28 protein-coding genes and 1 pseudogene are annotated in these 25160 nt (G+C 58.9%); 14 read left to right on the forward strand and 15 right to left on the reverse strand.

The genetic code is table 11. The features are described from left to right. The first annotated feature begins 7 nt into the window (after positions 1 to 7). Positions 8 to 706, forward strand: coding sequence for a response regulator (locus tag ACZ89E_RS01185; RefSeq protein WP_476254670.1), 699 nt, complete (start codon positions 8 to 10; stop codon positions 704 to 706). Between the two features lie 152 nt (positions 707 to 858). Here ACZ89E_RS01185 and ACZ89E_RS01190 read toward each other — a convergent pair whose 3' ends face one another. Beyond that, positions 859 to 1896 (reverse strand): patatin-like phospholipase family protein, encoded by a 1038-nt coding sequence (locus tag ACZ89E_RS01190; RefSeq protein ID WP_149660098.1) that lies wholly within the window; start codon positions 1894 to 1896, stop codon positions 859 to 861. 222 nt (positions 1897 to 2118) lie between these two features. Between ACZ89E_RS01190 and ACZ89E_RS01195 the strand changes: the two genes are divergently transcribed. The 3 genes from ACZ89E_RS01195 to ACZ89E_RS01205 all read left to right on the forward strand — a co-directional run bounded on the left by ACZ89E_RS01195 (position 2119) and on the right by ACZ89E_RS01205 (position 4494). Continuing rightward, positions 2119 to 2397 (forward strand): hypothetical protein, encoded by a 279-nt coding sequence (locus ACZ89E_RS01195; protein ID WP_054051974.1) that lies wholly within the window; start codon positions 2119 to 2121, stop codon positions 2395 to 2397. 88 nt (positions 2398 to 2485) lie between these two features. Next, the gene (locus ACZ89E_RS01200; RefSeq protein WP_476254671.1) at positions 2486 to 3253 is read left to right on the forward strand and encodes a CHAD domain-containing protein; all 768 of its coding nucleotides are present in this window, start codon (positions 2486 to 2488) and stop codon (positions 3251 to 3253) included. A 443-nt stretch (positions 3254 to 3696) separates the two neighbouring features. Continuing rightward, positions 3697 to 4494 (forward strand): acyl-CoA thioesterase, encoded by a 798-nt coding sequence (locus ACZ89E_RS01205; protein WP_149660101.1) that lies wholly within the window; start codon positions 3697 to 3699, stop codon positions 4492 to 4494. Position 4495: 1 nt separating this feature from the next. Here ACZ89E_RS01205 and ACZ89E_RS01210 read toward each other — a convergent pair whose 3' ends face one another. From ACZ89E_RS01210 to ACZ89E_RS01220, 3 genes are all read right to left on the reverse strand, one after another. Continuing rightward, entirely contained in the window at positions 4496 to 4858 is a 363-nt protein-coding gene (locus tag ACZ89E_RS01210) for an Mpo1-like protein (protein WP_149660102.1), read from the reverse strand. 230 nt (positions 4859 to 5088) lie between these two features. Continuing rightward, the gene (locus ACZ89E_RS01215) at positions 5089 to 6573 is read right to left on the reverse strand and encodes a methyl-accepting chemotaxis protein (protein WP_476254672.1); all 1485 of its coding nucleotides are present in this window, start codon (positions 6571 to 6573) and stop codon (positions 5089 to 5091) included. A 181-nt stretch (positions 6574 to 6754) separates the two neighbouring features. Beyond that, positions 6755 to 7561, reverse strand: a complete 807-nt coding sequence (locus tag ACZ89E_RS01220) for a TatD family hydrolase (protein ID WP_149660104.1) — start codon at positions 7559 to 7561, stop codon at positions 6755 to 6757. 233 nt (positions 7562 to 7794) lie between these two features. On the opposite strand from ACZ89E_RS01220, the gene ACZ89E_RS01225 reads away from it, so the two are divergent. The 3 genes from ACZ89E_RS01225 to ACZ89E_RS01235 all read left to right on the forward strand — a co-directional run bounded on the left by ACZ89E_RS01225 (position 7795) and on the right by ACZ89E_RS01235 (position 10309). Beyond that, complete coding sequence (locus ACZ89E_RS01225) at positions 7795 to 9216, forward strand: MltF family protein (RefSeq protein ID WP_149660105.1); 1422 nt, start codon at positions 7795 to 7797, stop codon at positions 9214 to 9216. Positions 9217 to 9317: 101 nt separating this feature from the next. Further along, positions 9318 to 9752, forward strand: coding sequence for a DoxX family protein (locus ACZ89E_RS01230; protein ID WP_149660106.1), 435 nt, complete (start codon positions 9318 to 9320; stop codon positions 9750 to 9752). A gap of 248 nt (positions 9753 to 10000) precedes the next feature. Next, on the forward strand, positions 10001 to 10309 hold the full coding sequence (locus ACZ89E_RS01235) for a class I SAM-dependent methyltransferase (protein ID WP_149660107.1): 309 nt from the start codon (positions 10001 to 10003) through the stop codon (positions 10307 to 10309). A 7-nt stretch (positions 10310 to 10316) separates the two neighbouring features. On the opposite strand, the gene ACZ89E_RS01240 is transcribed toward ACZ89E_RS01235, so the two are convergent. The 4 genes from ACZ89E_RS01240 to ACZ89E_RS01255 form a co-directional block, all read right to left on the reverse strand. Beyond that, positions 10317 to 11177 carry a phosphatidylinositol-specific phospholipase C domain-containing protein gene (locus ACZ89E_RS01240; RefSeq protein ID WP_476254673.1) on the reverse strand — a complete coding sequence of 287 codons (861 nt, stop codon included), beginning with the start codon at positions 11175 to 11177 and terminating at the stop codon, positions 10317 to 10319. A 158-nt stretch (positions 11178 to 11335) separates the two neighbouring features. Then, a complete protein-coding gene (gene greB / locus ACZ89E_RS01245; RefSeq protein ID WP_463258093.1) occupies positions 11336 to 11833 on the reverse strand; it encodes a transcription elongation factor GreB in 498 nt (165 codons plus the stop codon). A gap of 33 nt (positions 11834 to 11866) precedes the next feature. Then, positions 11867 to 14371 (reverse strand): ABC transporter permease, encoded by a 2505-nt coding sequence (locus ACZ89E_RS01250; RefSeq protein ID WP_149660110.1) that lies wholly within the window; start codon positions 14369 to 14371, stop codon positions 11867 to 11869. Continuing rightward, on the reverse strand, positions 14371 to 15054 hold the full coding sequence (locus ACZ89E_RS01255; RefSeq protein ID WP_133838269.1) for an ABC transporter ATP-binding protein: 684 nt from the start codon (positions 15052 to 15054) through the stop codon (positions 14371 to 14373). Before ACZ89E_RS01255 ends, ACZ89E_RS01250 begins: the two co-directional genes overlap by 1 nt. 10 nt (positions 15055 to 15064) lie before the next feature. Here ACZ89E_RS01255 and ACZ89E_RS01260 point away from each other — a divergent pair, with 10 nt between their 5' ends. Then, positions 15065 to 15670 (forward strand): arylesterase, encoded by a 606-nt coding sequence (locus ACZ89E_RS01260; RefSeq protein WP_169373730.1) that lies wholly within the window; start codon positions 15065 to 15067, stop codon positions 15668 to 15670. Between the two features lie 18 nt (positions 15671 to 15688). Here ACZ89E_RS01260 and hxsC read toward each other — a convergent pair whose 3' ends face one another. The 4 genes from hxsC to hxsA2 are packed head-to-tail and all read right to left on the reverse strand — an operon-like array spanning position 15689 to position 18884. Then, positions 15689 to 16852, reverse strand: a complete 1164-nt coding sequence (gene hxsC / locus ACZ89E_RS01265) for a His-Xaa-Ser system radical SAM maturase HxsC (RefSeq protein ID WP_149660113.1) — start codon at positions 16850 to 16852, stop codon at positions 15689 to 15691. Next, positions 16846 to 18303, reverse strand: coding sequence for a His-Xaa-Ser system radical SAM maturase HxsB (gene hxsB, locus ACZ89E_RS01270; protein WP_476254674.1), 1458 nt, complete (start codon positions 18301 to 18303; stop codon positions 16846 to 16848). Before hxsB ends, hxsC begins: the two co-directional genes overlap by 7 nt. Then, positions 18296 to 18598, reverse strand: coding sequence for a His-Xaa-Ser system protein HxsD (hxsD, locus tag ACZ89E_RS01275; RefSeq protein WP_149660115.1), 303 nt, complete (start codon positions 18596 to 18598; stop codon positions 18296 to 18298). Before hxsD ends, hxsB begins: the two co-directional genes overlap by 8 nt. A gap of 1 nt (position 18599) precedes the next feature. Beyond that, entirely contained in the window at positions 18600 to 18884 is a 285-nt protein-coding gene (gene hxsA2 / locus ACZ89E_RS01280; protein ID WP_476254675.1) for a His-Xaa-Ser repeat protein HxsA2, read from the reverse strand. Positions 18885 to 19044: 160 nt separating this feature from the next. Here hxsA2 and ACZ89E_RS01285 point away from each other — a divergent pair. The 3 genes and pseudogenes from ACZ89E_RS01285 to ACZ89E_RS01295 all read left to right on the forward strand — a co-directional run. Continuing rightward, a pseudogene (locus ACZ89E_RS01285) lies at positions 19045 to 19191 on the forward strand (arylesterase); the annotation flags it as partial. 56 nt (positions 19192 to 19247) lie between these two features. Continuing rightward, complete coding sequence (locus ACZ89E_RS01290; protein ID WP_003226812.1) at positions 19248 to 19541, forward strand: hypothetical protein; 294 nt, start codon at positions 19248 to 19250, stop codon at positions 19539 to 19541. 290 nt (positions 19542 to 19831) lie between these two features. Next, positions 19832 to 20803, forward strand: coding sequence for a L,D-transpeptidase family protein (locus ACZ89E_RS01295; RefSeq protein WP_476254676.1), 972 nt, complete (start codon positions 19832 to 19834; stop codon positions 20801 to 20803). A 122-nt stretch (positions 20804 to 20925) separates the two neighbouring features. Here the strand turns inward: ACZ89E_RS01295 and oprI are convergent, their stop codons facing one another. Next, positions 20926 to 21177, reverse strand: a complete 252-nt coding sequence (gene oprI / locus ACZ89E_RS01300) for an outer membrane lipoprotei OprI (RefSeq protein WP_002553018.1) — start codon at positions 21175 to 21177, stop codon at positions 20926 to 20928. 643 nt (positions 21178 to 21820) lie between these two features. On the opposite strand from oprI, the gene ACZ89E_RS01305 reads away from it, so the two are divergent. Then, positions 21821 to 22108: a GNAT family N-acetyltransferase gene (locus tag ACZ89E_RS01305; RefSeq protein ID WP_020800382.1), complete on the forward strand. Its 288-nt coding sequence runs from the start codon at positions 21821 to 21823 to the stop codon at positions 22106 to 22108. A gap of 63 nt (positions 22109 to 22171) precedes the next feature. Here ACZ89E_RS01305 and ACZ89E_RS01310 read toward each other — a convergent pair whose 3' ends face one another. Together ACZ89E_RS01310 and ACZ89E_RS01315 are read right to left on the reverse strand one after the other, a co-directional pair. Next, positions 22172 to 23248 carry a 3-deoxy-7-phosphoheptulonate synthase gene (locus ACZ89E_RS01310; RefSeq protein ID WP_149660118.1) on the reverse strand — a complete coding sequence of 359 codons (1077 nt, stop codon included), beginning with the start codon at positions 23246 to 23248 and terminating at the stop codon, positions 22172 to 22174. Between the two features lie 128 nt (positions 23249 to 23376). Next, positions 23377 to 23820 carry a PilZ domain-containing protein gene (locus tag ACZ89E_RS01315; RefSeq protein ID WP_123406704.1) on the reverse strand — a complete coding sequence of 148 codons (444 nt, stop codon included), beginning with the start codon at positions 23818 to 23820 and terminating at the stop codon, positions 23377 to 23379. On the opposite strand from ACZ89E_RS01315, the gene ACZ89E_RS01320 reads away from it, so the two are divergent. Both ACZ89E_RS01320 and ACZ89E_RS01325 read left to right on the forward strand, forming a co-directional pair. Then, positions 23819 to 24205 carry a thioredoxin family protein gene (locus tag ACZ89E_RS01320; protein ID WP_476254677.1) on the forward strand — a complete coding sequence of 129 codons (387 nt, stop codon included), beginning with the start codon at positions 23819 to 23821 and terminating at the stop codon, positions 24203 to 24205. The genes ACZ89E_RS01315 and ACZ89E_RS01320 overlap by 2 nt on opposite strands. Further along, a complete protein-coding gene (locus ACZ89E_RS01325) occupies positions 24202 to 25155 on the forward strand; it encodes a putative 2-dehydropantoate 2-reductase (protein WP_476254678.1) in 954 nt (317 codons plus the stop codon). Before ACZ89E_RS01320 ends, ACZ89E_RS01325 begins: the two co-directional genes overlap by 4 nt. The last annotated feature ends 5 nt before the right edge of the window (positions 25156 to 25160 follow it).

A 25160-nucleotide genomic window follows, 5' to 3' on the forward strand; every position in this document is an offset into this window, starting at 1 on the left:
GGAATTCATGAGCCAGACCGCGACCATTTTGGTCATCGACGACGAACCGCAGATCCGCAAGTTCCTGCGCATCAGCCTCGCTTCCCAGGGCTACAAAGTGCTGGAGGCCGGCACCGGCAACGAAGGCCTGGCGCAAGCCGCGCTGAACAAGCCCGATTTGCTGGTGCTCGACCTCGGCCTGCCGGACATGGACGGCCAGCAAGTGCTGCGCGAGTTTCGTGAGTGGTCGACCGTGCCGGTGCTGGTGCTGTCGGTGCGCGCCAGCGAGGGGCAGAAGGTTGAAGCGCTGGATGGCGGCGCCAACGATTACGTGACCAAGCCGTTCGGCATTCAGGAATTTTTGGCCCGGGTTCGCGCCTTGTTGCGCCAGGCTCCGGCCGGTGAAGCCCAGCAAGCGGCCCTGACGTTCGGCCCATTGACCGTGGACCTGGCCTATCGCCGAGTGCTGCTCGACGGCGCCGAAGTCGCGCTGACCCGCAAGGAGTATGCGGTGCTGGCGCAACTGGCGCGGCATCCGGGGCGGGTCATCACCCAGCAGCAATTGCTCAAGGACATCTGGGGGCCGACCCATACCGAGGACAGTCATTACCTGCGGATTGTGGTCGGGCATCTGCGCCAGAAACTGGTGGATGATCCGACCCAGCCACGGTTTATCGTGACCGAGGCGGGGGTGGGGTATCGGTTGTTGAATGAGGGTGGGCTCTGATCGTCCCCACGCGCTGATCGTTCCCACGCTCCGCGTGGGAATGCCGCCATGGACGCTCCGCGTCCGCTCTTGAGGTCGTGACGCGGAGCGTCACAGGATGCATTCCCACGCGGAGCGTGGGAACGATCAGGCGCTTTTGATCGTTCAAATGCTCAATTCTGCTCATTCTCATACCGATCCATCGTATCCCGCGCAATCTCCCGTCCCAGCGCGATCAACTCCGGCGCCTTGTAGAACTCGAAAAACCGGCACACACGCTTCGGCACGTTGATCAGGATGTCCGGCGGATACCCGGCAATCTTGTACTGCGCCAACGAAGTCTGCATCACCTCGAAACTCTGGTTGATCAAGTCCAGCAAAGACGCCGGCCCGACGTTGTCGATGATGAACGAACCGGTAGCGGACTTCGGCGCGCCATCGCCTTGCGGAGCGGCGGCGGGTTGCTGGGCTTCGGGTTCGGCAGACTCGATCCACGGATTGATCTCCGCCGCTTCGGCCTTCAACGCTTCCTGTTCCAGCAGCAGCAATTGCTCAGCCTGTTTGCGTCGGAACGGCATCTTCGAACCCAGCGAATTGACCAGGCTGTTGAAGCGTGACTTGAACGCCGGAGGGCGCGGGATCACCGGCAGTTGATAGTGGCGCTGGTTGGTCGAGTTGAGGTTGACCGCGATGATCAAATCGCAATGGCTCGACACCACCGGCACGATTGGCAACGGGTTCAACAAACCACCATCGACCAGCATGCGGTTGCCCTGCATCACTGGCGTGAACAGACTGGGAATCGCCGCCGAGGCGCGGATGGCCTGATGCAGACAGCCGGCCTGGAACCAGATTTCCTGCTGGTTGGTCAGGTCGGTGGCCACCGCTGTGTAGGGGATGCGCAGGTCTTCGATGTTGATCTCGCCGACGATTTTGCGGATCTGGCCGAAGACTTTTTCGCCACGAATCGCGCCGAGCCGGAAGCTGACATCCACCAGACGCAACACGTCGAGGTAATCCAGGCTTTCGATCCAGTTGCGATATTCGTTGAGTTTGCCGGCGGCATAGATCCCGCCGACCACGGCGCCCATCGAGCAACCGGCGATGCAGGCGATGTCGTAGCCACGCCGTTCGATCTCTTCAATGACACCGATATGGGCATAGCCCCGCGCTCCACCTGAGCCCAGCACCAGTGCGACACGCTTTTTCATGAATCCCCCTCGTCTGACAAGGTTCAACAATGCACCCATCGAGGGTGGCGCTTCAATCACCAAGGTCGTTTGCCGGGGCAGGGGCGTCGTTTTTTCGACACTGCATGGCGACAGATGGGTATGCTCGCGAGCGCTATAGTTTGTACGGGCGAGGCAAGGCACTTTTTGCGTGCCGCACCGTCTTACCTGCACGACTGTTTATCTAACTTTGAGGTGTTATCGATGAAAGCCTGGATCTGTGTGCCTTTGATTGCCCTGGCATTGGCCGGTTGTGCCGGGAAAACTGCGTACCGTGATAGCTGCGGCACCCAGATTGATGCGGCGTGGCACGAACTGGACCTGGCCAAGGCCGAAGGTTTTGCTGGCACAGTGAGCTACTCTAAAGCTCTGTCGCTGTTGACCGGTGCCAAGACCCAGCAGCAATTCGAAGCCTACGAAGGCTGCACCAGCAAAGCCGAGAAGGCGCGTTTCTATATTCGTGAATCCCGCGCCGGTCGTTAAGCCCATGATCTAGGGCAAGGACGCCGGGTTTCGATGCGGGCACGATACGTCGAGCGGGAAAATCCACATTCGATTCAGGGAGCAAGTGATGTCTGCCTTGGTTGACCGGTTGGTGGCTCAAGTCTTGAGCATTGAAGTCCGTTTGCTGGCCTGCCAGGCTCGCTTGACTGCCCGCACCGACCCGGAGGCGTTGCACGACCTGCGCACCACGGTTCGCCGCTTGCGTAGCCTGTTGCGACCGTTGCGGGGTTTGCCCGGGGTCGAGCAACTGGAAGTGGCGGCGTCCGGTGTCGGTCAATTGACCACGCCGCTGCGTGATCGCGAAGTGTTGGCGGCGTATTTGCTCGAGCACCATCAACCCGAAGCGGCGCAGCGACGCATGGCGCAAATGGACGTGGCCTATCCCACCGTGGCGACCAGCCCGCAAGTCATTCAATTGCTGATGATCCTCGACGCGTTTCCGCGCTTCCTGCGCGCTTCCCAGCGTCAGGGGTTGCTCAAGGGCTTGCGCAAACGCATCGAAAAACGCCTGGCCAAGCAATGGAAAAAACTCGACGAAGCCCTGCACGATCCGGCCCATGATCGCCATCGCTTGCGCTTGTTGATCAAGCGGGTGCGCTACGGCATCGAGGCCTATCCCGAACTGGACCGTTTGCCCAAGCAAGCCTTGCCACGACTCAAGTCCGCCCAGGCCGCGTTGGGTGATTGGCACGATTGCTGGCAGTGGCTGCTGCGGGCCGAACAGGAAGCGGACTTGAAACCCTGCGTCGCCGTGTGGAAAACCACCATGGCCGAGGCTGAAGGGCGTGCCGACCGAGTCCTCGACAAACTCGGCGCAGCCTGCTTCAAATCCTGAGAACACCACGGCTTCTGTTGATCGTTCCTACGCTCCGCGTGGGAATGCATCCCGGGACGCTCCGCGTCCCATCCAGAGCCGAACGCGGAGCGTCCGTTGAGGCATTCCCACGCATAGCGTGGGAACGATCAAGAACACTGCGTAACCCCTGTGGGAACGAGCCTGTGTGGCGAGGGGGCTTGCCCCCGTTCGGCTGCGAAGCAGTCGTAAATCCATCGCATGCGGTTGGCCCGATGCACCACGGTCGTATGTTTTAGGGGCGCTTCGCACCCCAACGGGGGCATGCCCCCTCGCCACACAGAATCGCTCCCACAGTTGGTTTTGTGTCAGACATAAGACCTGCGCGGCTCTTCTGTCAGTCAATTTGTCCGGAATAAGCGCTGTATCGTCCTCTTAGGCTGGTTACCATCCCTTCATCCTTTTCCTGCATCTTTGAGGTTTCCATGCGCTTTTCCGATCTGCTCGACGCTGTACGCAGCCAGCCGCAGGATCTGTCCATTCCTGCCGAATGGGGCCAGGGCCGCGCCAGTTTTGGTGGCCTGGTTGCGGCGTTGCAGTACGAAGCCATGCGCGCGCAAGTCCCGGCGGATCGTCCGGTGCGCTCGCTGGCGATCACCTTTGTCGGCCCGGTCGAGCCCGATGTGCCGGTGAGTTTTGAAGTGGATGTGTTACGCGAAGGCAAGGCCGTCAGCCAGGTGCTGGGCCGGGCGATGCAGAAAGGCCAGGTGGTGACCCTGGTCCAGGGCAGTTTTGGCGCCTCGCGTCCTTCCGAAGTGGCCGTGGCGGCCGAGCCTGCTCCCGAGTTCAAACACTGGGACGACTGCCAGGAACTGCCTTACATCAAAGGCGTGACCCCGGAATTCATGAAGCACCTGGCGATGCGCTGGAGCGTAGGCGGGCTGCCGTTCACCGGCAACAAATCCCGAGACATGGGCGGTTGGGTGCGTTTGCGGGGGGATGTGAAGGAAGAAGCGCTGGGCGAGGCGCATATCCTGGCGCTGGTCGACGCCTGGCCACCGGCGCTGTTGCCGCACCTGAACAAACCGGCGATGGGCAGTACGCTGACCTGGACCATCGAATTCGTCCAGCCGTTGCTGGCGCTAAGCACCCTGGACTGGTGCAAGTACCTGGTGGAGATCGAACACGCCGCGGACGGCTACGGTCACGCAGCGGCGAAGCTGTGGAGCGCGGACGGTCAATTGATCGCCATGAGCCGCCAGACCGTGACGATCTTCGCCTGACTCAGCGCCGGTGGCGCTTGCGCCAGGCACGCCACCAGCCGCCGCTGAGGAAAAATCGAGGGAAGGTCAGGAACTGCTCGACCAGCAAGCGCGACATTGCATCTTTGCGATCACTGAACGGCTCGGCGGCTTGCGCCTCCAGGCTGTGACCGTGGCGCTGCAGGCCCAGGCCGGCAATCACGCCGATGACGCCAATCACGACATTCACCAGGTTCAGGCTGAACACCCCGGACACAATCAACAGAAAGCCGATGATGAACAGCGGCACAGCGATCAGGTGCAAGGCCAGATTGGTCGGGTGCTGATGATTGTTGGGGTAGGACTTCCATTGCCAGGCCGGAAGGTTGGGGTGACGTTTGCCCATGATGAAACTCCTCAAATCCATGTTGAATACATGCTTGAAGAATAGGCGTGGCGCGGGTGGGCGGCGAATCGAGGTTGGCTATCGCCGCGATAGCGGCAATGGCGCAAATTGATGTTGACCGGGCGGACGCCTTCGCGGGCAAGCCTCGCTCCTACAGGATTGAGTCGTTCGCAATATTTTTGAACGAACGCGGTCCCGTGTAGGAGCAAGGCTTGCCCGCGAAGGGGCCCTCAAAGCTTGAGCTGCCCGATCGCCTTGCTCAATTCCCCCGCCAACGTCGCCAACTCATTACTGGTGTTCGCCGAATCCACGGTCTGTTGCACGGTGTTCTCGGTCACGTCGCGAATGCTCACCACGGATCGATTCATTTCCTCGGCCACATGGCTCTGCTGCTCGGCGGCCACGGCGATCTGCGTATTGCTTTCGCGCATCTGCGCCACCGCACTGGTGATTTGCGCCAACGCTGCGCCGGCTTCCTGCGCCTGTTGCACGCAATCGTCAGCCTTGAACGTGCTCTCCTGCATGAAATCCACCGCGTCCCGGGTCCCGGCCTGCAACGCGGAAACCATCAGGGTGATTTCATCGGTCGAGGCCTGTACACGCTTGGCCAGGTTGCGCACTTCATCGGCGACCACCGCAAAACCACGCCCCATTTCACCGGCCCGCGCCGCTTCAATCGCCGCATTGAGCGCCAGCAGATTGGTTTGCTCGGCGATGCTGTGAATCACACTGACCACGCCGTTGATCTTCTGGCTGTCTTCGGCCAGGCGCTGGATCATCTCGGCGGTCTGCTGCACGCCGCTGGACAACCCGGCAATCGACTTCTGCACCCGACTGACCACTTCCTGGCCACTGCCCGCGAGGGTGTCAGCACTTTGCGACAGGTCTCGGGTGGCGCCTGCATGCTGGGCGATGTGGTAGACCGTGGCGGTCATTTCATTGATCGCCGTGGCCGCCTGGTCGGTTTCGCTTTGCTGGCCAAGCATGCCGTGGCGCACCTCGTTCATGCTCGACGCCAGCCGGGCTGCGCCGACATCCAATTGCCGGGCGGTGTTGGCGACGGTGTTGACCACCCGCTGATAACCGGCCTGCATGGCGTTGAAGGCATTGGCCATTTGCCCGACTTCATCCTTGCCGGCCAGCGGTACACGGGCCGACAGGTCGCCGGTTTTCTCGACGTGCAGCATCACGTCCTTCAACGTGTTGAGTTGGCTGAGCAAGAAGCGGATCAATAACTGCGAAGCACCGAGCATCGCCAGCATCAGGATCGCCACCGCCATCGCATAGTTGAAGAAACGTTCGCTGAACACTTGGCTCAGGCTCGGGCCGTACGCGATTACCGCGACCTGCTGGCCGTCGGCGCGGCTGAAAACTTCAGCGCCCATCAACGGGTTGTCACCGAACAGCGGCATGCGGTTGATCTCGGTCCAACCGTTTTGGGTATCGGTCAGCTCCAATACCGGTTGATCATTCAAGCGTGGCGCCTGGCCGTGGCTGAAGTTCAGTACGTTGTCAGCCTTGGGCAACGGCTGCCCGGCAGGCCAGGCATCGAGCAACCGCGCCTGGGCCTGGGCCGATGCCTGGGACGCGTGGCTGCGGGCCTGTTGTTCGAGTTGCACGGCGTACAACACCAACAGCAGGGTAGTGACGAAGGCGACCGCGTTGACCGCCCAGAATTTGTATTTCAGCGATATGTTGCTAAGCCAGGCACCCATAGGAAGGTCTTCTCTGATAGCGGAAACAGCATTGGCAAGGTGCCAGCATTGTGCCGCTATGCAGGTCGGGAGATTTTGATATGGGTCAAGTTTGAGTGGGGCGCTGGCGCAAGGACGCATCGCGGGCGGACAACATCAATCCGTAGGAGCAAGGCTTGCCCGCGATAGCGTCAACACGGTTTCAATCGATTGAAGGCAGCCCAAAGAATGCCCGCGCACAGGCCGTGGTGTGCGCCGCCAGGTCGTCCTCGCTCTCGCCCCGATGCAACGCTACTTCGCGCAGCACTTCGGTCAGGTACGCCGGCTCGTTGCGCCCATTCTTCGGTTTCGGCCGCAGGCTGCGCGGCAGCAGATAAGGCGCATCGCTTTCCAGCATCAAGCGGCCGCGTTTGATTTCTTTGACCAGCGGATGCAAATGCGTGCCCCGACGCTCGTCGCAGATCCACCCGGTGATGCCGATGTGCAAATCCAGATCGAGGTAACTGAACAGCGCTTTCTTTTCCCCGGTGAAGCAATGCACCACGGCGGCGGGCAACTGATCGCGGTAGTCACGCAGGATTTCCAGCAAGCGCTGACTGGCATCGCGCTCATGCAGGAACACCGGCAATTGCAGCTCGACCGCCATGGCCAGGTGTTGTTCGAGGACTTTTTCCTGCTGCGGGCGCGGCGAGAAGTCGCGATTGAAATCCAGCCCGCATTCGCCCACGGCCACCATGTTCGGCTCCTTGAGCAAACTGCGCAGGCTGCGCTCGCTGTCGGCGTTCCAGTCGCTGGCGCTGTGGGGGTGAATGCCGGCCGTGGCGAACAGCCGTTGCGCACTTTCATCCAGTCGCCGGCACAGTTCCAGGGCCTGTTCGCTGCCCTCGACACTGGTGCCGGTGAGCACCAATTGGCAGACCCCGGCGGCATAGGCGCGGTCGAGTACAGCCTGGTGTTTATCGTCGAAACTGGGGTTGGTCAGGTTGACGCCGATATCGATGAGTTGCATGGTGCTACCTCGGACCAAAGGCCGGAAAGCATATCAGAGCTGTAGATTTATAAGAAAAGCCAAGAACTACAACGAGTTAAAGCTGTCTGTTGATGCCGCTAGACAGGTCGGGTTGGTGAAACTGCCATCACTGTGCCAGTCTTTCGCACTTTGCCAGCGCTCACGGCGCTCTGTTTCTGTCGTTCGATGCCATGATTTTCATGATGTCGACCAGTATTCTTTCCGGAGAGTGGATGACACGTCCCTCGGTTTTGCTACTGCTGTGTTGTTCGTTGCTGCTGCCGATGCCGGCGGTCGCGCGTCTGGCCGGACCGCTGCAAGCCGTGCCGTCGACCAAAGTGCGCGACCTGGCGGACATCCGCAGCAGCCGTGTGCTGAAGGTGCTGGTCAACCAGAGCCGCAACAGCTCCGGCGAAGTCCAGGGCCAGGCCATTGGCGTCGAATACCATCGCCTGCGCGCCTTCGAGCAATACCTCAACGGCCATGCGCGCGACGGCCAGGAAATCACCCTCAAGATCATCCCCAAAGCCAAGGATCAACTGCTCGGCGCCTTGCAGCGCGGCGAGGGTGATCTGGTGGCGCCAGGGGAGTTGCTCGATCCGCAATCGGGGCACGCCGTCAGCACCAGTGAACCGATTGCCAGCAACGTGCCGCTGATGCTGGTCGGCATCAAGGGCGAACGCCGCTACACCAAACTCGAACAACTCTCCGGCAAAACCCTGGCGCTGCCGACGGGGAGCGCCGCTGGGGATGCGGTCAGCCAGATCAATCAAAAACTCGCGCTGCACAAACTGGCGCCGGTGAAGGTCGAGTGGGTCGACCCCAGCCTGGCGGTCGAGGATGTGCTGGAGATGGTCCAGGGTGGCATTTTCCACCTGACCATCGTCGAGCAACCGATTGCCGAGCGTTGGGGCAAGATCCTGCCCAAGCTGCGTTTCGATCGACAAGTGCTGATCAGCGAGCCCGGCGAGGAATACTGGTTCGTGCGCCGCGATGCTTCAATGCTGCGGGCGAGCATTGATCGGTTCCTGACCACCTACAAAAAGCCGTCGGATGAAGACGTGGCGTTTCTGCGTATCTACCGACGCTTGTACCAAGTGCACTATCCATTGGCCAAGGCTGATCGACAGCGTCTGGAAAAACTGCGTCCGGTGCTGCAGAAGCACGCGGATGCCCAAGGCATGGACTGGTTGAACCTGGCGGCGCTGGCGTTCAAGGAGTCGGCGCTGCAACCGGGGGCCCGCGGTGGCAGTGGCCCCACGGGTTTGATGCAAATCACCCCGTCTGCGGCCCAGCGGGTCGGGGTCAACAATATCCAGGACCTCGATGCCAATGTGCAGGCCGGGGCCAAGTACCTGGCGATGATCCGTCGCAAATTCTTCTCCAGCCCCAAACTCAATGAGCGCGAGCGCATGGCCTTTGTGCTGGCGGCCTACAACATGGGACCGGAACGGGTCCAGGGCATGCGCGCCGAGGCTCGGCGTCGGGGGCTGAACCCGAACCAGTGGTTCTTCCAGGTCGAGCGCATTGCCATGGAGCAGGTGGGGATGGGCGCCGTCAGCTATGTTAATAGCGTAAACAAGTATTACTTGGCGTTCGATCGGGAGCGGGAGTCGTTGGAGCCCCAGGGGCAAAAAGTGGCCTCACGGAAGTGATCGAATAAACTGATTGTTATGGCGGAATATTTGCGCTTTTAACATTTGATTTACTGATTAATATAGCGGCCAACCAACACACACTCAATGGATGACACAGCATGAGCACTCTGATCAACAAGGTTCTGTTTACCCGCGCTGGCTACGGCCTGACTGTTCTGCGGATCTTTGTCGGCATCATCTTCGCGGCCCACGGCTCGCAGAAACTCTTCGGGCTGTTCGGTGGTTACGGCATCGCCGGCACCGCGCAGTACATGGAAAGCATCGGCCTGGCGCCGGGTCACCTGATGGCGATCCTGGCCGGTGGTACCGAGTTCTTCGCTGGCCTGGCGTTGATCATTGGCTTGTTGGTGCGTCCGGCGGCACTGGGGCTGGCGTTCCTTTCCCTGGTGGCGATCTTCACCGTGCACCTGCCTAACGGTTTGTTCATGGCCAACAACGGTTATGAGTTCGCCCTTGCCTTGCTCGGTGGCAGCATCGCGGTACTGATTGAAGGCGCCGGCAAGCTTTCGGCGGACCGCGCCATCGCCGGCTGACCGCTCTGGCTCAACGAAAAGGCCCGCATTGTGCGGGCCTTTTTTGTTGCGCGTCATTCTTGACACTGTCCGGTCAGGTTCTCTAGGATGCTGCCCATGCGCCGATTTAAACAGCTACTTGCGGGGCGCCAGGTGACTCATTCAGTTGCCGATAGAAGCCTGGAACAGGCTTCGAAATACCGCTAAAGCGCTGGTTCGGTGTTGCCTCTCACCTGCCATGCAGACTTTTGAGGCAGAGACACGACCCAATGAATGCACTAAGCCCCGTTGTACGCCCCGCGCCGATTACGGCACACCTCACCCAGCGCAATCCAAAAATCCTGCTTGGCGGCAAACATCAGCCGACGCTCCTGCGTTATCTCGATGGCTGGCCACGTCGCACCGGCGGTCCCGCCGCGTTCCTGATCCAGTTTGTCGAAGATGGCGAGTCCCTGGCGCGATTTGCCAACGACAGCTTTGATCTGGCGGTGATTCAGTCGCCGAACCTCGAAGACGCGCCTGAAGTGATCAAGCAGCTGACCCGTGTCGCCCGGCAAGGGCTGATTACTCGACGCTGAGGTCGTATCAGCCCTTGGCGCTCGCCCGGTACTGGTTGGCGTGGACACAGTTCTGCACGATGCGACTGCGGGTTGACCAGTCGGTATTGATGATGTGGAAGCGCTGGATGTAGCTGTTGCTGTCCTTGGAATGGAACCACTCATCGATCTTGTCGCTGAAATCATCCGGGACAAACAAGCCGGTGTATTTGGCGCACTGGATCGAGCGCAGTCCATACGCTCTTTTCGGCTCGAGGGAAACTTCATCCATGAACTTTTTAAGTTTGTCGGTAGAGACGTAGTTCTCGCCCATCCATTGTTGTTGCACGCCATCCCAGTAATCAGGGTAGCTAGTGTATTTGTTATAAGAAATGACTACGGTCTGGCCGGGAATTTTTTTCCAGATGTCGGCAATGGTCGAATACCTGTAACTCGGTGGAATGAGGCGTTTGCCAATTTTTTCGTTAATCAGCAAATGGAGTTCGTCATGGGCCGCATCGGTGAAGTTGTCGAATTGGTGAAAGTTCAGGATGATCAGTTCTTTCGCTCTGCTCGAAGAACCGTCGTAGAAGTCGTTCAACATATCGAGAATATCAGTGCTGATAAAGCGGTTCAGGTCATGCCAGTGATATAGCTGGAAGCGCTTGGGATCGTTAGCCGCCTTGCCGGGCAGGAATCTCACGCGCAGATCCAGGACCCTGAAGCCCGCCTTGATTTGCTCGGAAGCCGGAACGTCCTGAGTAATTTCCTGAGGGTAGTTCAGGATCGATGCCTTTTTGTCGGCGCCGGAATCGTGAGTCCCCGGCAGAATAAGTTCATCAATGCGTAGTTTGTAAAGGCCGGGGGTGTTATCCATCCAGCTGTCCAGGCCTTGGATGTTCTGAGTCATGTTTATTCATCCTTGAATAAGTGCGATTAAAGTAAGTGCGCTCATAGGGCGCGCTATTAATCTCGCTCAGGCTTTGCCTATTGTCAAAGCGCCTGCGAGTTATAACTTTCGCGAAATATTGCGGAGTGAATAAGTTGGGTGCTTTTTATAGTTGGGATTTAGGGGTAACTAATGTCCACAATATAAACGCATTGTTCGCCCGTCGGTGTCTGCACCCGAACTTCGGCATCCAGTGCCTTGCCGATCAATGCCCGCGCCAGTGGCGAATCAATGCTGATCAGACCCAGTTTCAGGTCCAGCTCATCCGGGCCTACGATGCGATAGCGCGACTCCTTGCCTTCCTCATCTTCAATCGTGACCCAGGCGCCGAAGTACACCTTGTTCGGATCGCTGGGTTTTTCGCTGACGACTTTCAGGGCTTCCAGGCGTTTGGTGAGAAAACGCACACGACTGTCGATTTCACGCAGCATTTTCTTGCCGTAGGTGTACTCGGCGTTTTCCGAGCGATCACCCTGGGCCGCCGCCTCACTGACCGATTGCGTGACCTGTGGTCGGCGCACGTGCCACAACTCGTGGAACTCGGCGCGCATCCGCGCTTCACCTTCGGGGGTGATCAGCGCGGTGCCAGCGGTGCGGGGAGGGCGATAACGGCTCATGGCGACTTCTTGTGGAAATGAGTCACGAGTCTATCAACCCTCGCGCAAGACTGTCAGGGGGCTGGCGTTCAAGGCGCGACGGGTGCCGAACACACCGGCACCACCGATCAGCACCGCACCAATCAGCGGCAGCACCAGCAACCACGGATGCGGATGCCAAGGCAGGTCGAAGGCGTAGCGGTACAGCACCAGGCTGACCAACTCCGAACCCAGCGCCGCCAGCAAGCCGCTGACCGCGCCGAGCAAGCCGAACTCGATGCGCCGGGCCTTGACCAGCAATTGCCGCTCAGCCCCCAATGCGCGCAACAACGCCCCTTGGCGAATCCGTTCATCCAGCGTTGCTTGCAGGCCGGAGAACAGCACCGCCATCCCCGCCGCCAACACGAACAGCAACACGTACTCCACCGCCAGGGTGACCTGGGCGAGGATGCTGCGCAGTTGCTCCAGCAAGGCTTCGACTTGCAGGATGGTCACTGCCGGGAACGCCCGGGACAGGTCGACAATCTGCTGATCGTGACCCGCCGCCAGATAGAAGCTGGTGAGGTAGGTCGCCGGCAGGTCCTTCAAGGTCCCGGGCTGGAAGATCATGAAGAAGTTCGGCTGAAAGTTGTCCCAGTTGATCTCCCGCAGGCTGGTGACTTTCGCTTCGCGATTGACCCCGCCGACGGTGAACACCAAATGATCGCCTAGCTTGAGCTTCAGGCTCTCGGCGACCTTTCCTTCGACCGATACCCCGGGAATCTCATCCGGGGTTTGTTCGGTCCACCAGTTACCCGAGGTGAGCTTGTTACCCGCCGGCAAATCCGCCGCCCAGGTCAGGCTCAGGTCACGCTGGATCGCCCGGTCGCCGGCCGAATCCTTGCTGACGATGTCCTGCACCGGTTCGCCATTGATGCTGATCAGCCGACCGGGCACCACCGGGTACAACGGTGCCGATTGCGCCGACAGTTCGATCAGGCGATCGGTGAACGCTTGCTTGTCCGCCGGCAGAATGTTCAGGGCGAAATAATTCGGCGCGTTTTTCGGCAGCTGGTTTTGCCAGGTATCGAGCAATTCGCCACGCAGCAATGCGATCAATGCCATCGACAGCAGAATCAAACCGAAGGCCAGGGATTGGCCAGCCGCCGCCAATGGGTGACGTAGCAATTGACCCAGGCCCAGGCGCCACGGCAACGAGGCTCGGGCCAACATCCGGCGCAGGCTTTTGAGCAGTAACAGTAGCAAGCCGCCCAGCACCACGGCCGCAATCACGCCACCGCCCAATAAGGCAAACGTCAGGACCAGGTCCAGGCTCAGGCGCCACATGATTAACCCGAGTGCGCCCAGCGCCGCGCCATAGACCATCCAGGTGCTGGACGGGATCGGCAGCATGTCCCGACGCAATACGCGCAAGGGCGGCACCCGACCGAGGGCTGCCAGCGGGGGCAGGGCAAAACCGGCCAGTGCGACCAATCCAGTACCGATGCCAGCAACAGCCGGCAGCAAGCCCCCCGGCGGAACGTCGGTGGGCAACAAATCATGCAGCAACGCAAACAGCCCGAGCTGCGCCAGCCAACCGAGGAGGGCGCCACTGAGGCTGGCAAGCAGGCCGAGTACTGTCAGCTGCAAACTGAACAGCACCATGGTTTCCCGGCGCGACAGACCCAGACATCGCAGCAGGGCGCTGGCATCGAAGCGGCGGGTGGCGAAGCGCGTTGCCGACAGCGCCACCGCCACACCCGAGAGTAAAACGGCGACCAGACTGGCCATGTTCAAGTAGCGCTCGGCCTTGCCCAGCGCACCACCAATCTGTCGGTTGCCGTCCCGGGCATCCTGGATGCGCTGGTTGGCGGCCAGCCCCGGTTTGATCAACTGACGATAGGTTTCCAGCGCTTCAGCCTTGCCGCGCCAGAGTTCGCGGTAGCTGACCCGGCTGCCGGGTTGCACCACACCGGTTGCCGTGAGGTCGCTGAGGTTGATCAATACACGCGGGGTCAGGCTGTAGAAATTACCGGCACGATCCGGCTCATAGGTCAGCACCCGCGACAGCTTCAGGGTTTTCATGCCGACGTCGATGCTGTCGCCGATCTTCAGGTCCAGCGCCGTCAGCAGGCGCGCTTCGACCCAGGCTTCGCCGGATTTCGGTCCGCCGCCGGATTCTTCCGCCGCGAAGGGCGCCGGGGCGCTTTTCAGTTCGCCGCGCAAGGGATAAACATCGTCGGCAGCTTTGATGCTCGACAGTTGAATGCCGTTATCCGTGGCGATAACACTGGAAAATTCCACCACCTGGGCATGTTCCAGGCCCAGCTCGGTGCCACTCCTGATCTGTTCGGGCCGCGCCGGCGAACTGCCTTCGAGCAACAGGTCGGCGCCGAGAAACTCGGTGGCGCGCAGCATCATGGCGCCGTTGAGGCGGGCGCCGAAATAGCCGATGGCGGTACTCGCCGCCACGGCCACCAGCAAGGCGAAGAACAACACCCGCAGCTCACCGGCGCGGGCGTCGCGCAGCAATTGGCGGATGGCGAGGCTGAACAGGCGCAATAGCGGCAAGCGTGCCATCAAGGCTCCAGAGGGGCGACCAGCAGGCCGGCTTCAAGGCGGATCAGGCGCCGGCAACGATGTGCCAGGCGTTCGTCGTGAGTTACCAGCACCAGGGTCGTGCCGCGTTCCTGGTTCAATTCGAACAGCAAATCGCTGATGCGCTCGCCGGTGTGGCTGTCGAGGTTACCCGTGGGTTCATCGGCGAACAGCACGTCGGGCTCGGCGGCGAACGCCCGGGCAATCGCCACGCGCTGCTGCTCGCCACCGGAGAGCTGGCGTGGCGAATGGGTCAGGCGCTGGCCCAGGCCCACCCGTTGCAGCAACTCGGTGGCGCGCTCCCGGGCGTCTTTGCGGCCGTCGAGTTCCAGCGGCAGCATGACGTTTTCCAGGGCGTTGAGGCTGTCGAGCAATTGGAACGACTGGAAGACAAAGCCCACGTGCTCGGCGCGGATGCGCGCCCGTTGGTCTTCGTCGAGATTGCTCAGGGCCTGCCCGGCGAGGGTGACTTCGCCACTGCTCGGCAGGTCGAGGCCGGCCAGCAAACCGAGGAGGGTGGATTTGCCCGAACCGGAGGCGCCGACGATGGCCAGACTGTCGCCCTTGTTCAGTTCCAGGCTGAGTTCGTGCAGGATAGTCAGTTCACCTTCCGCGCTGGGAACCACTTTGCTGAGGTTCGTCGCGGTGAGAATGCTTGCGCCCATGGAGAATCCGATGCGTGTTTGGTTTTTGAGTGCTGGCCTGGCCTTGATGTGCATGGCCCAGAACGCAGCGGCGGGTACAGTCCTGATCGTTGGCGATAGTATCAGCGCCGGTTTCGGACTGGATACCCGCTTGGGGTGGGTGTCGCTGCTTGAGCAACGGCTCAAGCGCGAAGGTTTCGACGATAAAGTGATCAATGCCTCCATCAGCGGCGACACCAGTGCCGGAGGCCAGGCACGCCTGCCAGCGCTGCTTGCAGAGCATAAACCGGAGCTGGTGATCCTCGAATTGGGAGGCAACGACGGCTTGCGCGGAATGCTGCCAACGCAATTGCAACAAAACCTTGCGGCGATGATCGACAGCTCCCGGGCCAGTGGTGCGAAGGTCTTGTTGCTGGGCATGCAACTGCCGCCCAACTACGGCGCCCGCTACACCGAGGCATTTGCGAAGGTCTATGGCACGCTGGCCGAGGAGAAAAAAATCCCGCTGGTACCGTTTTTCCTCGACGGGATCGGCGGTCATCCAGACCTGATGCAAGCCGACGGCCTGCACCCGGCAGCGGCGGCTCAGGACAAGTTGCTGGAAAATGTCTGGCCGACGCTGAAACCGCTGCTTTGAAATGTTTTATCGAAGGGGTCAGAAGGGGGAAAGCTGTTTGCTATACCCAAACTTGATGCCTGATGCGAAAAAGCCCCCGCACTCACGCTGCTTCTTGCAGTTTTGGCATTCGGGGGCGAACTCGTTCTTCCAGTCACTGATCGATTTTCGGTAGTAGGGAAGAATATCCGGGTTCACCAGGCACAGCTGATGGTTGTAGACAGAGACGTTCATGCCGTACTTGGCGAGAATGCCAACCGACTTGCTGAGCGTGTCTTTGTACTCGATGGGGTCGATCCATAGCTCGTCGAGATTGGCTCTGGTAAAGCCCATCATTTCAAGGCCCATCAGCGCTACTTGATCGACAAAAAGAAGATTGCGGGCGATGAACTCGCACAACTCAGGAAGTCGCTGCACCGAGAGCTTGTGTATGACCACTCGGATCTCAACCCTCTGGCCCAAACGCTTCAGGTTAAGAATGCCCTGAATGGTTTCATCGAACGCACCTTGAGCCTGGACGATGTAATCATGCAGCGTCGGATCGTCTGAGTAGACGGGAATTCCAATCATCGCATCGGGCAATTCGATCGCCGCATATTTTTCTGCGAACGTTGGATCTTTGAAGCTTCTACCGTTCGAAAGGATGTGGATCGCAGTTCTTGGCAGATAGCTTTTGGTGAGGCTGATGATCTTGAGGAAACGATCTTTGTTGGTCGTTGGCTCGCCCCCAGTAAAACCTAGCTCTCTGGTCTCTTTTGGGATTAACGGAATCAAGCTCTCGATCTCATCGAGTATCCATGAGTCATCTGCTGTTTTAGGCGGTTGAGAGCACATCAGGCAGTAATTGTTGCATTGCTCGGTTAGCAGGATGCTGTTGTTCGGTGATGAAGCACGAAACAACACTCGTATGCTCTGACGATCAGCGGATAGCCGGATTACGTCATTGTCACCGATGTAGCTGAAGTCATTCGCAAGGATGGAATAGTCACAGCCGGCAGGCAGTTCCTCAGCCAGCTTCTGATGTTGCTCAGTCAGTAAATAGTGGGCGAAACCTATGGGGATCTGGTGATCGGAAACCAGATAAGCCAATTCCTGTCGCAGGATTTCAGGCAGGTTCCGATTAGTGGAAACCTTGATCAGGGTGAGGTCCTTGTAAATGTTAACCGCGTGGATACGGATTACCTTCCCGCTGAGCTTCAGCATCGATTGGCCCACCCCATAAAAATCCGTTTCGTATTTTCGTCTTTACCCATCAGCTCAATGAGATGCTTGAAAATCGCCATGTTGCGTTTGCAGAACGAGGATTCGGGTTTTCTCGCCACGAGGTCCTTGTGCATGGCGTGGTGGTAGACGGGTTCGGCGCCACAATAGGGTTCAAACGCGCAGTCGGAGCACATTGGTGCGCTTAACGTGAAGGAGTTTTCCAGAGCATCCAGAAGCTGGTCGGACAGAATAATTTCCTCATAAGAATGTTCAAGAATGTTGCCTAGCCTGAACGTGTGATCGCCCATCTCGGCAAGCATCCGGCTTTCGTCTGAGGCATAGACGGCGCCGTCGTAATTGAACACGATGGCAGCGATGCCAGCGCCAGCAGGGTTCATTAAGTCAACAAATCCAGGGTCACTTGATGTCAGCATTTTTGTCAGGACGAGCGAGGAATATTGCTCGACAAAACGTACTCCCGACTTGTTCAGCTCGATGATGTACTCGAGACCTTCCTTGTAAAATTCCAGCCAGCGCTCAGTGTCATACGACATGAATTTCTTGGTCTTGATTGCAAAACCGTATGGGGAAAGAGTGCGCAGAAAGATTCCATCAAAGCCTAGGCGCAAGTACTCATCGATGATGTCCCTTGCCCGCGGCAGGCTCTTGTCCGTTGTTGTCATCAGAGCTGACACCTGATCGTAACCAAGCGCTGCACGTGCCTTTTTCAGCCCTTCTTCGAAGCGCTGATGGCTGTCTCGCCCGGGTCTTGGGCGGTTCGCGTTATGGAGATCCATTGGCCCGTCTAGAGAAGACGAAAGCACGATATGGTGCTGCTTGCAGAAATCGAGCACGTCATCGGTCAGTAGCGACAGTGTGGTTGCAATGACGAACTGCAGGTCACGACGCTCCATGATGTTGCGCTTTTTTGCCTCCAGAACGATGTACTTCACCATCTCGAAGTTCAGCAGCGGCTCGCCCCCCTGAAATTCTATTTTGATGGCGGGATTGGGTGATCTGAAAACGAAGTCCAACGATTTTTCAGCCATCTCCATCGTCATGTCGAATTCGCCTTTGCTTTCCGATTGCCTGGATACCTGGCAGTACGGGCAGCTATGGTCGCAGCGAAGGGTTACGACAAAGATATGCAGATTGGTGAACTGCGCCAGTCTGGACAAGCGTGTACGAATCTTGAGTGCCAGAAGCTGAAGTGGCGCCTGCTCATCGGTGAATCGGATGAACTGTTTCGACCGGAGTGTAGGGATCAGTTCGGATGAGATCGGAAGCGTCTTGCTGATCAGTGGTTCGAGTATCTGTATCGGTATGACGTGATACTCGCCTGCCATGTTGGTGATGACGTACTCGTCGTCATTCAGTCGATCAAATTTGAACGGAAGCAAATCGTAGGGACGTTGCTCTACATAAAATTCCAGCTTTTGGAATTTACTCACTGGTCAGTCCGGTTTTTGAGAAGGCCAGTCCAAGGATCAGATTCCTGATCGGTAGAGTCTCAGCGTTCAGCCGGTGCCGCAGCTGGTAGTCGAGTACATCCTTCTTGAATTCTTGAATAGCTGAAAGAAACGAAGATTCATCGATGCCGATATTCGAAGACAAGGCGCAGATTAATTTTCCATCGGCGCATGTGATATCGGCTGTCAGTGAGTTCATCGAGCGATAAGCGGCTTTTTGCAGAACCTGTCCGTCATAAAGCCGCTCATCAAAGACGAGCGTCGCCGCGTGTTCCATTTCAGGATCCCGAGTGGTGGGAGCTATGTGAGCTGTGTGAGGCGTGGGAGCTATGAGAGGTGTGGTAAGCCATGAATTGGCCTTGATCTCCACGTTTCAGGACAAACGCAAAGAGATCATTGCCGCCGCGAACCGAAAGGTTTTCGCTTTGAGGAGCCGATTTGAATGTGATGGTGGTGTCGGTGCTGGGCTCGACAACCTCGTGGGTAGTTATGGCCGAAGCCTGTTCGGTAGCTACAGCAGCGGCCAGAGTTGCCATTGGTACCAGAAAGGAGCGCTTTTTCATTGTTGGATTTCCTTATCGTCGGTGTGGGTATTCGTCGAGTCTCACTGGCGGATAGCCATGATGTCAATGTGGAATTAGTGACGGAGCTCTTTCCATCCCTTAAATCCGACAGACGTACCTTGGGCAGCCTAAATTCGGGGCATTCGGTAACGTCGTCACCGAGAAAAAAATCCCGCTGGTACCGTTTTTCCTCGACGGGATCGGCGGTCATCCAGACCTGATGCAAGCCGACGGCCTGCACCCGGCAGCGGCGGCTCAGGACAAGTTGCTGGAAAATGTCTGGCCGACGCTGAAACCGCTGCTTTGACGCTTTTCTAGTGGCGGTGTTTCGGCTAAGGTGGCGCCCCCGATTTGGAGCCCCCGATGCCGCGTCCCGCCTGGTCCCTTTTTGCTTACCAACTGATCGAGCCTGACGAGCAGCTGGATCTGTTCGCCTGCCAGGAAGTGCGGGTGCATCTGGTGACCCGTCAGCTGGAGCTCGGCGGCTCTGCGGACCGGACCTTGTGCGGCAGCCTGCTGCCGGCGCAGCCGCGTTGGTCGAGTGTGGATCGCCGGGTGTTCCAGGACCAGCGCTTGTGCTCGTTGTGCCGGGCGATCCTGGAATCGCAAAAACGCGGCACCTCGCCGATCTGGCCTGAGTTGCGTTTCGAGCTTTAGGCCAGTGCGACAGCCCTTGTGGCGAGGGGGCTTGCCCCCGTTGCGCTGCGAAGCAGTGCCAAATCCTGCCGCCGGGCTTCAACTGACACACCGCGTGTGATGAATTTACGACTGCTTCGCAGCCGAACGGGGGCGAGCCCCCTCGCCACAAAAGCTTTCCAACCACCCCCCCCTGTACATGAAAAAAACATCATGTATCGCCTGCCACGTTCTCGACCTCCCCGAATTTGCGGGTGTCGGTGTACAATCGCGTTCTTATACCCTTGTCGACCCTGCGAAGGATTTTCCGGATGTTGCCGCGCTTTCCTGCCGTCACCCGCTGCCTGACCCTTGCTGCCCTCTGTGCAGCCGGTCCGGTTTCAGCATTAGAGCTGCCTCTACCGCCACCTGGTGAAGACATCATCGGTCAGGTGCAAGTGATCAAGGCCAAGTACGAAGACACCTTCGCCGACCTTGGTACAACCTACGATCTGGGCTATACGGAAATGGTTGCGGCCAACCCGGGCGTCGACGCCTGGCTGCCGGGCGCCGGGACTGAAATCGTGTTGCCGACCCGCTTCATCCTGCCACCGGGTCCGCGCGAAGGGATCGTCATCAACCTGGCTGAATACCGCCTCTACTACTACCCCAAAGGCCGGAACGTGGTGTACACCTTCCCGCTGGGGATCGGTCGTGAGGGTTGGGGATCGCCAATCGCCCACACCACCATCACGGCGAAAACGCCGAACCCGACCTGGACCCCTCCAGCGTCGATCAAGGCCGAGCATGCTGCTGACGGTGATCCGTTGCCGAATGTGGTGCCGGCCGGCCCGGACAACCCGCTGGGGCCGTTCAAGTTCAGCCTGGGCACCCCGGGCTACCTGATCCACGGTTCGAACAAAAAATTCGGTATCGGCATGCGCACCAGCCATGGCTGCTTCCGCATGTTCAACAACAACGTGCTGGAAATGGCGGGCATGGTGCCGGTCGGTACGTCGGTGCGCATCATCAACGACCCGTACAAATTCGGCATGAGTGGCGGCAAGGTCTACCTCGAAGCGCACACGCCGCTCGACGACAACGGCAACCCGTCGGTGGTCGACAAGCACACCGCGGTGATCAACGCGATGCTCAAGCGTGAAGACATCACCAACAACCTGCGCATGAACTGGGATGTGGTGCGTGACGTGGTGGCGGCCGAAGATGGCCTGCCAGTAGAGATCGCCGTACCGAACACCTCCGCACCGATGGTGTCGAGCGTGCCGGTCGATATGCAGCAGTAAGCACTCCAAAAGAACCCGCCGACGTTGGCCGTCGGCGGGTTTTTTATGGCCGGGACTAAACGCCGGACATAAAAAAAGCCGACCCATAAATGGATCGGCTTGATAATAATCCCGAAGGACTATTACTTGCGGCTAGCTTTGTCCAGCATGCGCAGAGCACGCTCGTTAGCTTCGTCAGCAGTCTGTTGTGCTTTTTGAGCAGCAGCCAGAGCTTCATCAGCTTTACGGTAAGCTTCGTCTGCACGAGCCTGGGAGCGAGCAGCTGCGTCTTCAGTAGCGGTCAGACGTGCTTCGGTTTCTTTCGATACGCTGCTGCAACCGGTAGCCAGAACTGCGGCCAGAGCCAGAGCAGAGAATTTCAGAACGTTGTTCATCGTGTTCCCCTTCAAGGACTTTCTATTAAGTGGCTGTCTCCTCAGAGTGAGGAAATAGCCGGCGTACATACTACCCATTACTTGTCGTAAGTAAACTGACGTAAAGCAAGAAGCAAAAAAAATTGTAGGCGTTGATTCTTTTTCGAGCAACTTTTAACTGCGCTGTTTAAAAAATACCCAGCTGCGAGGCCCGAGCTGAGCGAGCCCCATGGGAAAAGTTCCCTATTGCGAAGGCTGTATTTCCGGTATTTGTTAAAGTCTGTCTAGATGGTTTCGTCTACACTTTTGTTCGGATTTTGAGCAGCGGCTCTCATATCTTTCTGCATGTAGAGGTGACTTTAACCAAGGGCGCTCGTCTTAAGTCTCAACATCCGGCAATGTTCAGGCTTTCGACCCGGGAAGATCTTCGGTCGGGCCGTCCCTGCGTCACCCATGAGCAACACCCGTCGCCGCCTAAGCATGATGACGAGCGCACCTTGAGCATTTTCGCCAATGGTGCCTACTATTTGATACGTGCCAGGTTGCGCGAGATCGGTGTCGCTCTTCTCGGTGTCCATTCAGGCACAGGGTGGCGTAGATGTTCCTTCGCCGGAAAAACATCGGTAAGGTAGGGGTCAGAATCCAAGACCCGCGAGGAGTAGTGATGAGCGAGGCGTTGTCCATCCACCATGACCAGGCTGGTCATCAGTTCGAGACCAATGTGGACGGTCATCGTGCCTACCTGACCTATATGGATCTGGGGAAACAGACCCTGGATATCTATCGCACGTTCGTGCCCAACGCATTGCGTGGACGCGGCATTGCGGCAGCATTGACCGAGCAGGCGCTGCAGTACGCCGAAGAAATGGGCTACACGGTGATCCCGTCGTGCTCCTACGTGGAGCGCTACATGGAGCGTCATCAGCGGCACGCCGCGAAGCTGAGCCAGTAAACGCAACGCATAAAAAAACGCCGGGTTAAGCCCGGCGTTTTTTTTGTGCCCGAAAAACGTAGATCAGCTGCGATCGCGTTTCGGCAGCACGTCCTTGAGCTTGGCATGCATGCTGCGCAAGGTGTTTTCGGTGGCGGACCAGTCGATGCAGGCATCGGTGATCGACACGCCGTATTGCAGGTCGGCGAGGTCTTTCGGGATCGCCTGGCAGCCCCAGTTCAGGTGACTCTCGACCATCAGGCCGATGATCGACTGGTTGCCTTCGAGGATCTGGTTGGCGACGTTCTCCATCACCAGGGGTTGCAGGGCCGGGTCCTTGTTGGAGTTGGCGTGGCTGCAATCGACCATGATGTTCGGCTTGATCTTGGCCTTGTTCAGCGCTTGCTCGCAGAGCGCGACGCTGACCGAATCGTAGTTCGGCTTGCCGTTGCCACCACGCAATACCACGTGACCGTAGGCATTGCCCTTGGTGGTGACGATCGACACGCCACCTTCCTGGTTGATGCCGAGGAAACGGTGCGGGCTGGACACCGACTGCAAGGCGTTGATCGCCACAGTCAGGCCGCCGTCGGTGCCGTTCTTGAAGCCGACGGCCGAGGACAGGCCGGAAGCCATTTCACGGTGCGTCTGGGATTCGGTGGTGCGTGCGCCGATGGCCGACCAGCTGATCAGGTCCTGCAAGTACTGCGGGGAGATCGGGTCGAGGGCTTCGGTGGCGGTCGGCAGGCCCATCTCGGCCAGGTCCAGCAGCAACTTGCGACCGATGTGCAAACCATCCTGGATCTTGAACGAGTCATCCAGGTACGGATCGTTGATCAGACCTTTCCAGCCAACGGTGGTCCGCGGCTTCTCGAAATACACGCGCATCACCAGATACAGGGTATCGGACACTTCGGCGGCCAGGGTCTTCAGGCGCTCGGCGTATTCGTGGGCAGCCTTGATGTCGTGGATCGAGCACGGCCCGATCACCACGAACAGGCGGTGGTCGGTGCCATCAAGAATGTTGCGAATGACTTCGCGGCCCTTGGTCACGGTGCGCAGGGCAGCGTCGCTCAAAGGGATATCACGCTTGAGCTGATCGGGAGTGATCAGGGTTTCGTTGGAAGCGACGTTTAGGTCGTTGATCGGTAAATCAGCCATCGTTTACTCGTCAGGTCACGGGTGCCATCCGCCAGCGAACCCGCGCGGCGGAGCACAGCAAATTAAGCGCGTCGGGGAGCGGAACCTTAGCGCGTTACACCGTGATTCGACAATGGGCAGACACCGCTTTAATCCAGCACAGGCTGAGCAAAAGCCTTGCGGACCGTGTCGTGGGAGAACTCGTCGGCATGCTCCTGGACCCATTCGAGGGCCAGGGCCTGAATATCCTGCAAGTCATCATGTGCCTCATGCAGCCGGCGATAGTGTTCAATCTGGCACACTTGCTCACCCATCCGCGCACTGAATAGCATCTGCTCGTCCACAAACGCGATGCCCACCAGATAGCCGCGCTTTCGTCGCAGGCACCAGGCCACATAGCCTAGATAACGCAAGTCGGGGTTCAAGGTCGGCATGCGCACTTCCAGCGCCGTACCGTGACGCCAGGCGCGGTGGTAATTGCAAGCCATGCCCCCGAGGCTGATAGTGTGCAGCCGTTGCCGTGAAATGCACTCATGTTTGAGTAGCGTCAGCTCCACGGGTACATCGTCAGGATGAGGAAGAAAACGTCCCATGAACACGGACTCCCTGTGTCGCCCATTTGACATTGTTTCCCCCAGTATAGTGGTCGAATCGGAACTGACCGATTTCGACGCCGACCAGCGGCTGCTGGCGATGAGCGGCACTTCCCTGGTGATTTTCACCAGCGTCGGCTGCGCCAGTTGTCGTTTTGCCCGAGAGCAATTGCCCAGGCTCGATCTGAGGGTGGATCAGCTGTGCTGGATCGACGCCGGGGACAATGGCGGGTTGGTCGAACGTTATGAGGTCTTTCATTTACCGGCGCTGTTTGTGGTGCGCGACGGTGAGTTTTTTGGGGCGGTACAGTCACGCCTGACCAGCACCGAACTCAATGCAGCGGTGGGGCAGGCGCTGAATCGAATTGCGGAGGAGTTGCCATGATGGGCGCAGTTGCCAAGCCGACAATCGGCATTATCGGGACCGGGGCGATCGGTGGTTTCTACGGGCTGATGCTGGCGCGGGCCGGTTTCGATGTGCACTTTCTGTTGCGCAGTGAGTTTTCCGCAGTCGCCGAACACGGCTTGCAAGTCAACAGTGCGGTGCATGGCGCGCTGAGCCTGAATCCGGTCCAGGCCTATTCAGCGGCCGAAGACATGCCACCCTGCGACTGGTTGCTGGTGGCGGCCAAGAGCACCAGCTCGGGCCTGGCCCCGATCATTACCCAGGCTGCTGCCCCCGGCGCCAAAGTCCTGTTGTTGCAAAACGGCCTGGATGTCGAAGACAGCCTGCGTGAGGTGCTGCCCGATTCGTTGCACCTGCTCGGTGGCCTGTGCCTGATTTGCGTCCACCGCGAAAGCCCGGGCGTGATCACCCATCAAGCGCTAGGCGCGGTCAATGTGGGCTACCACAGCGGCCCGGCCAGCGATGAAGCAGCGCGCATGGCGCTGGTCGAGGAGGGCGCCGGCCTATTCCGTGCCGCCGGCATCGACTCGCAAGCCATGCCCAACCTGCATCAGGCGCGCTGGCAGAAACTGGTCTGGAATATTCCTTACAACGGTCTGTCGGTGTTGCTGGGGGCGAGTACCACGCCATTGATGGCCGATGCCGATAGCCGCGCGCTGATCCAGGCGTTGATGGCCGAGGTGGTGCAGGGCGCCCAGGCTTGTGGTCATGCCATACCGCCCGGTTATGCCGACTACCTGTTCATGATGACCGAGAAAATGCCCGACTATTGGCCGAGCATGCACCACGATTTGCTGCACAAACGCCCGCTGGAGCTGGAGGCGATTTACGCCCGGCCCCTGGCGGCGGCGAAAGCGGCGGGCTGTGAATTGCCGCGCATCGAGGCCCTGTATCGGGCGCTCGGTTTTATTGATCGACGTAACGTTTAAGTCGA

Source organism: Pseudomonas sp. TE3899 (assembly GCF_056279105.1).

What these genes read in the sequence shown, in the direction of transcription:
- ACZ89E_RS01305 (WP_020800382.1), top strand. Translation starts at nt 21,821, where the DNA reads ATGAGCGAGGCGTTGTCCATCCACCATGACCAGGCTGGTCATCAGTTC.
- ACZ89E_RS01230 (WP_149660106.1), top strand. Translation starts at nt 9,318, where the DNA reads ATGAGCACTCTGATCAACAAGGTTCTGTTTACCCGCGCTGGCTACGGC.
- ACZ89E_RS01260 (WP_169373730.1), top strand. Translation starts at nt 15,065, where the DNA reads ATGCGTGTTTGGTTTTTGAGTGCTGGCCTGGCCTTGATGTGCATGGCC.
- ACZ89E_RS01290 (WP_003226812.1), top strand. Translation starts at nt 19,248, where the DNA reads ATGCCGCGTCCCGCCTGGTCCCTTTTTGCTTACCAACTGATCGAGCCT.
- ACZ89E_RS01320 (WP_476254677.1), top strand. Translation starts at nt 23,819, where the DNA reads ATGAACACGGACTCCCTGTGTCGCCCATTTGACATTGTTTCCCCCAGT.
- ACZ89E_RS01235 (WP_149660107.1), top strand. Translation starts at nt 10,001, where the DNA reads ATGAATGCACTAAGCCCCGTTGTACGCCCCGCGCCGATTACGGCACAC.
- ACZ89E_RS01205 (WP_149660101.1), top strand. Translation starts at nt 3,697, where the DNA reads ATGCGCTTTTCCGATCTGCTCGACGCTGTACGCAGCCAGCCGCAGGAT.
- ACZ89E_RS01215 (WP_476254672.1), bottom strand. Translation starts at nt 6,573, where the DNA reads ATGGGTGCCTGGCTTAGCAACATATCGCTGAAATACAAATTCTGGGCG.
- hxsC (WP_149660113.1), bottom strand. Translation starts at nt 16,852, where the DNA reads ATGCTGAAGCTCAGCGGGAAGGTAATCCGTATCCACGCGGTTAACATT.
- ACZ89E_RS01240 (WP_476254673.1), bottom strand. Translation starts at nt 11,177, where the DNA reads ATGACTCAGAACATCCAAGGCCTGGACAGCTGGATGGATAACACCCCC.
- oprI (WP_002553018.1), bottom strand. Translation starts at nt 21,177, where the DNA reads ATGAACAACGTTCTGAAATTCTCTGCTCTGGCTCTGGCCGCAGTTCTG.
- ACZ89E_RS01255 (WP_133838269.1), bottom strand. Translation starts at nt 15,054, where the DNA reads ATGGGCGCAAGCATTCTCACCGCGACGAACCTCAGCAAAGTGGTTCCC.
- ACZ89E_RS01200 (WP_476254671.1), top strand. Translation starts at nt 2,486, where the DNA reads ATGTCTGCCTTGGTTGACCGGTTGGTGGCTCAAGTCTTGAGCATTGAA.
- ACZ89E_RS01250 (WP_149660110.1), bottom strand. Translation starts at nt 14,371, where the DNA reads ATGGCACGCTTGCCGCTATTGCGCCTGTTCAGCCTCGCCATCCGCCAA.
- ACZ89E_RS01225 (WP_149660105.1), top strand. Translation starts at nt 7,795, where the DNA reads ATGACACGTCCCTCGGTTTTGCTACTGCTGTGTTGTTCGTTGCTGCTG.
- ACZ89E_RS01315 (WP_123406704.1), bottom strand. Translation starts at nt 23,820, where the DNA reads ATGGGACGTTTTCTTCCTCATCCTGACGATGTACCCGTGGAGCTGACG.
- ACZ89E_RS01310 (WP_149660118.1), bottom strand. Translation starts at nt 23,248, where the DNA reads ATGGCTGATTTACCGATCAACGACCTAAACGTCGCTTCCAACGAAACC.
- hxsA2 (WP_476254675.1), bottom strand. Translation starts at nt 18,884, where the DNA reads ATGAAAAAGCGCTCCTTTCTGGTACCAATGGCAACTCTGGCCGCTGCT.
- ACZ89E_RS01190 (WP_149660098.1), bottom strand. Translation starts at nt 1,896, where the DNA reads ATGAAAAAGCGTGTCGCACTGGTGCTGGGCTCAGGTGGAGCGCGGGGC.
- hxsD (WP_149660115.1), bottom strand. Translation starts at nt 18,598, where the DNA reads ATGGAACACGCGGCGACGCTCGTCTTTGATGAGCGGCTTTATGACGGA.
- greB (WP_463258093.1), bottom strand. Translation starts at nt 11,833, where the DNA reads ATGAGCCGTTATCGCCCTCCCCGCACCGCTGGCACCGCGCTGATCACC.
- ACZ89E_RS01220 (WP_149660104.1), bottom strand. Translation starts at nt 7,561, where the DNA reads ATGCAACTCATCGATATCGGCGTCAACCTGACCAACCCCAGTTTCGAC.
- ACZ89E_RS01210 (WP_149660102.1), bottom strand. Translation starts at nt 4,858, where the DNA reads ATGGGCAAACGTCACCCCAACCTTCCGGCCTGGCAATGGAAGTCCTAC.
- ACZ89E_RS01295 (WP_476254676.1), top strand. Translation starts at nt 19,832, where the DNA reads ATGTTGCCGCGCTTTCCTGCCGTCACCCGCTGCCTGACCCTTGCTGCC.
- ACZ89E_RS01195 (WP_054051974.1), top strand. Translation starts at nt 2,119, where the DNA reads ATGAAAGCCTGGATCTGTGTGCCTTTGATTGCCCTGGCATTGGCCGGT.
- ACZ89E_RS01325 (WP_476254678.1), top strand. Translation starts at nt 24,202, where the DNA reads ATGATGGGCGCAGTTGCCAAGCCGACAATCGGCATTATCGGGACCGGG.
- ACZ89E_RS01185 (WP_476254670.1), top strand. Translation starts at nt 8, where the DNA reads ATGAGCCAGACCGCGACCATTTTGGTCATCGACGACGAACCGCAGATC.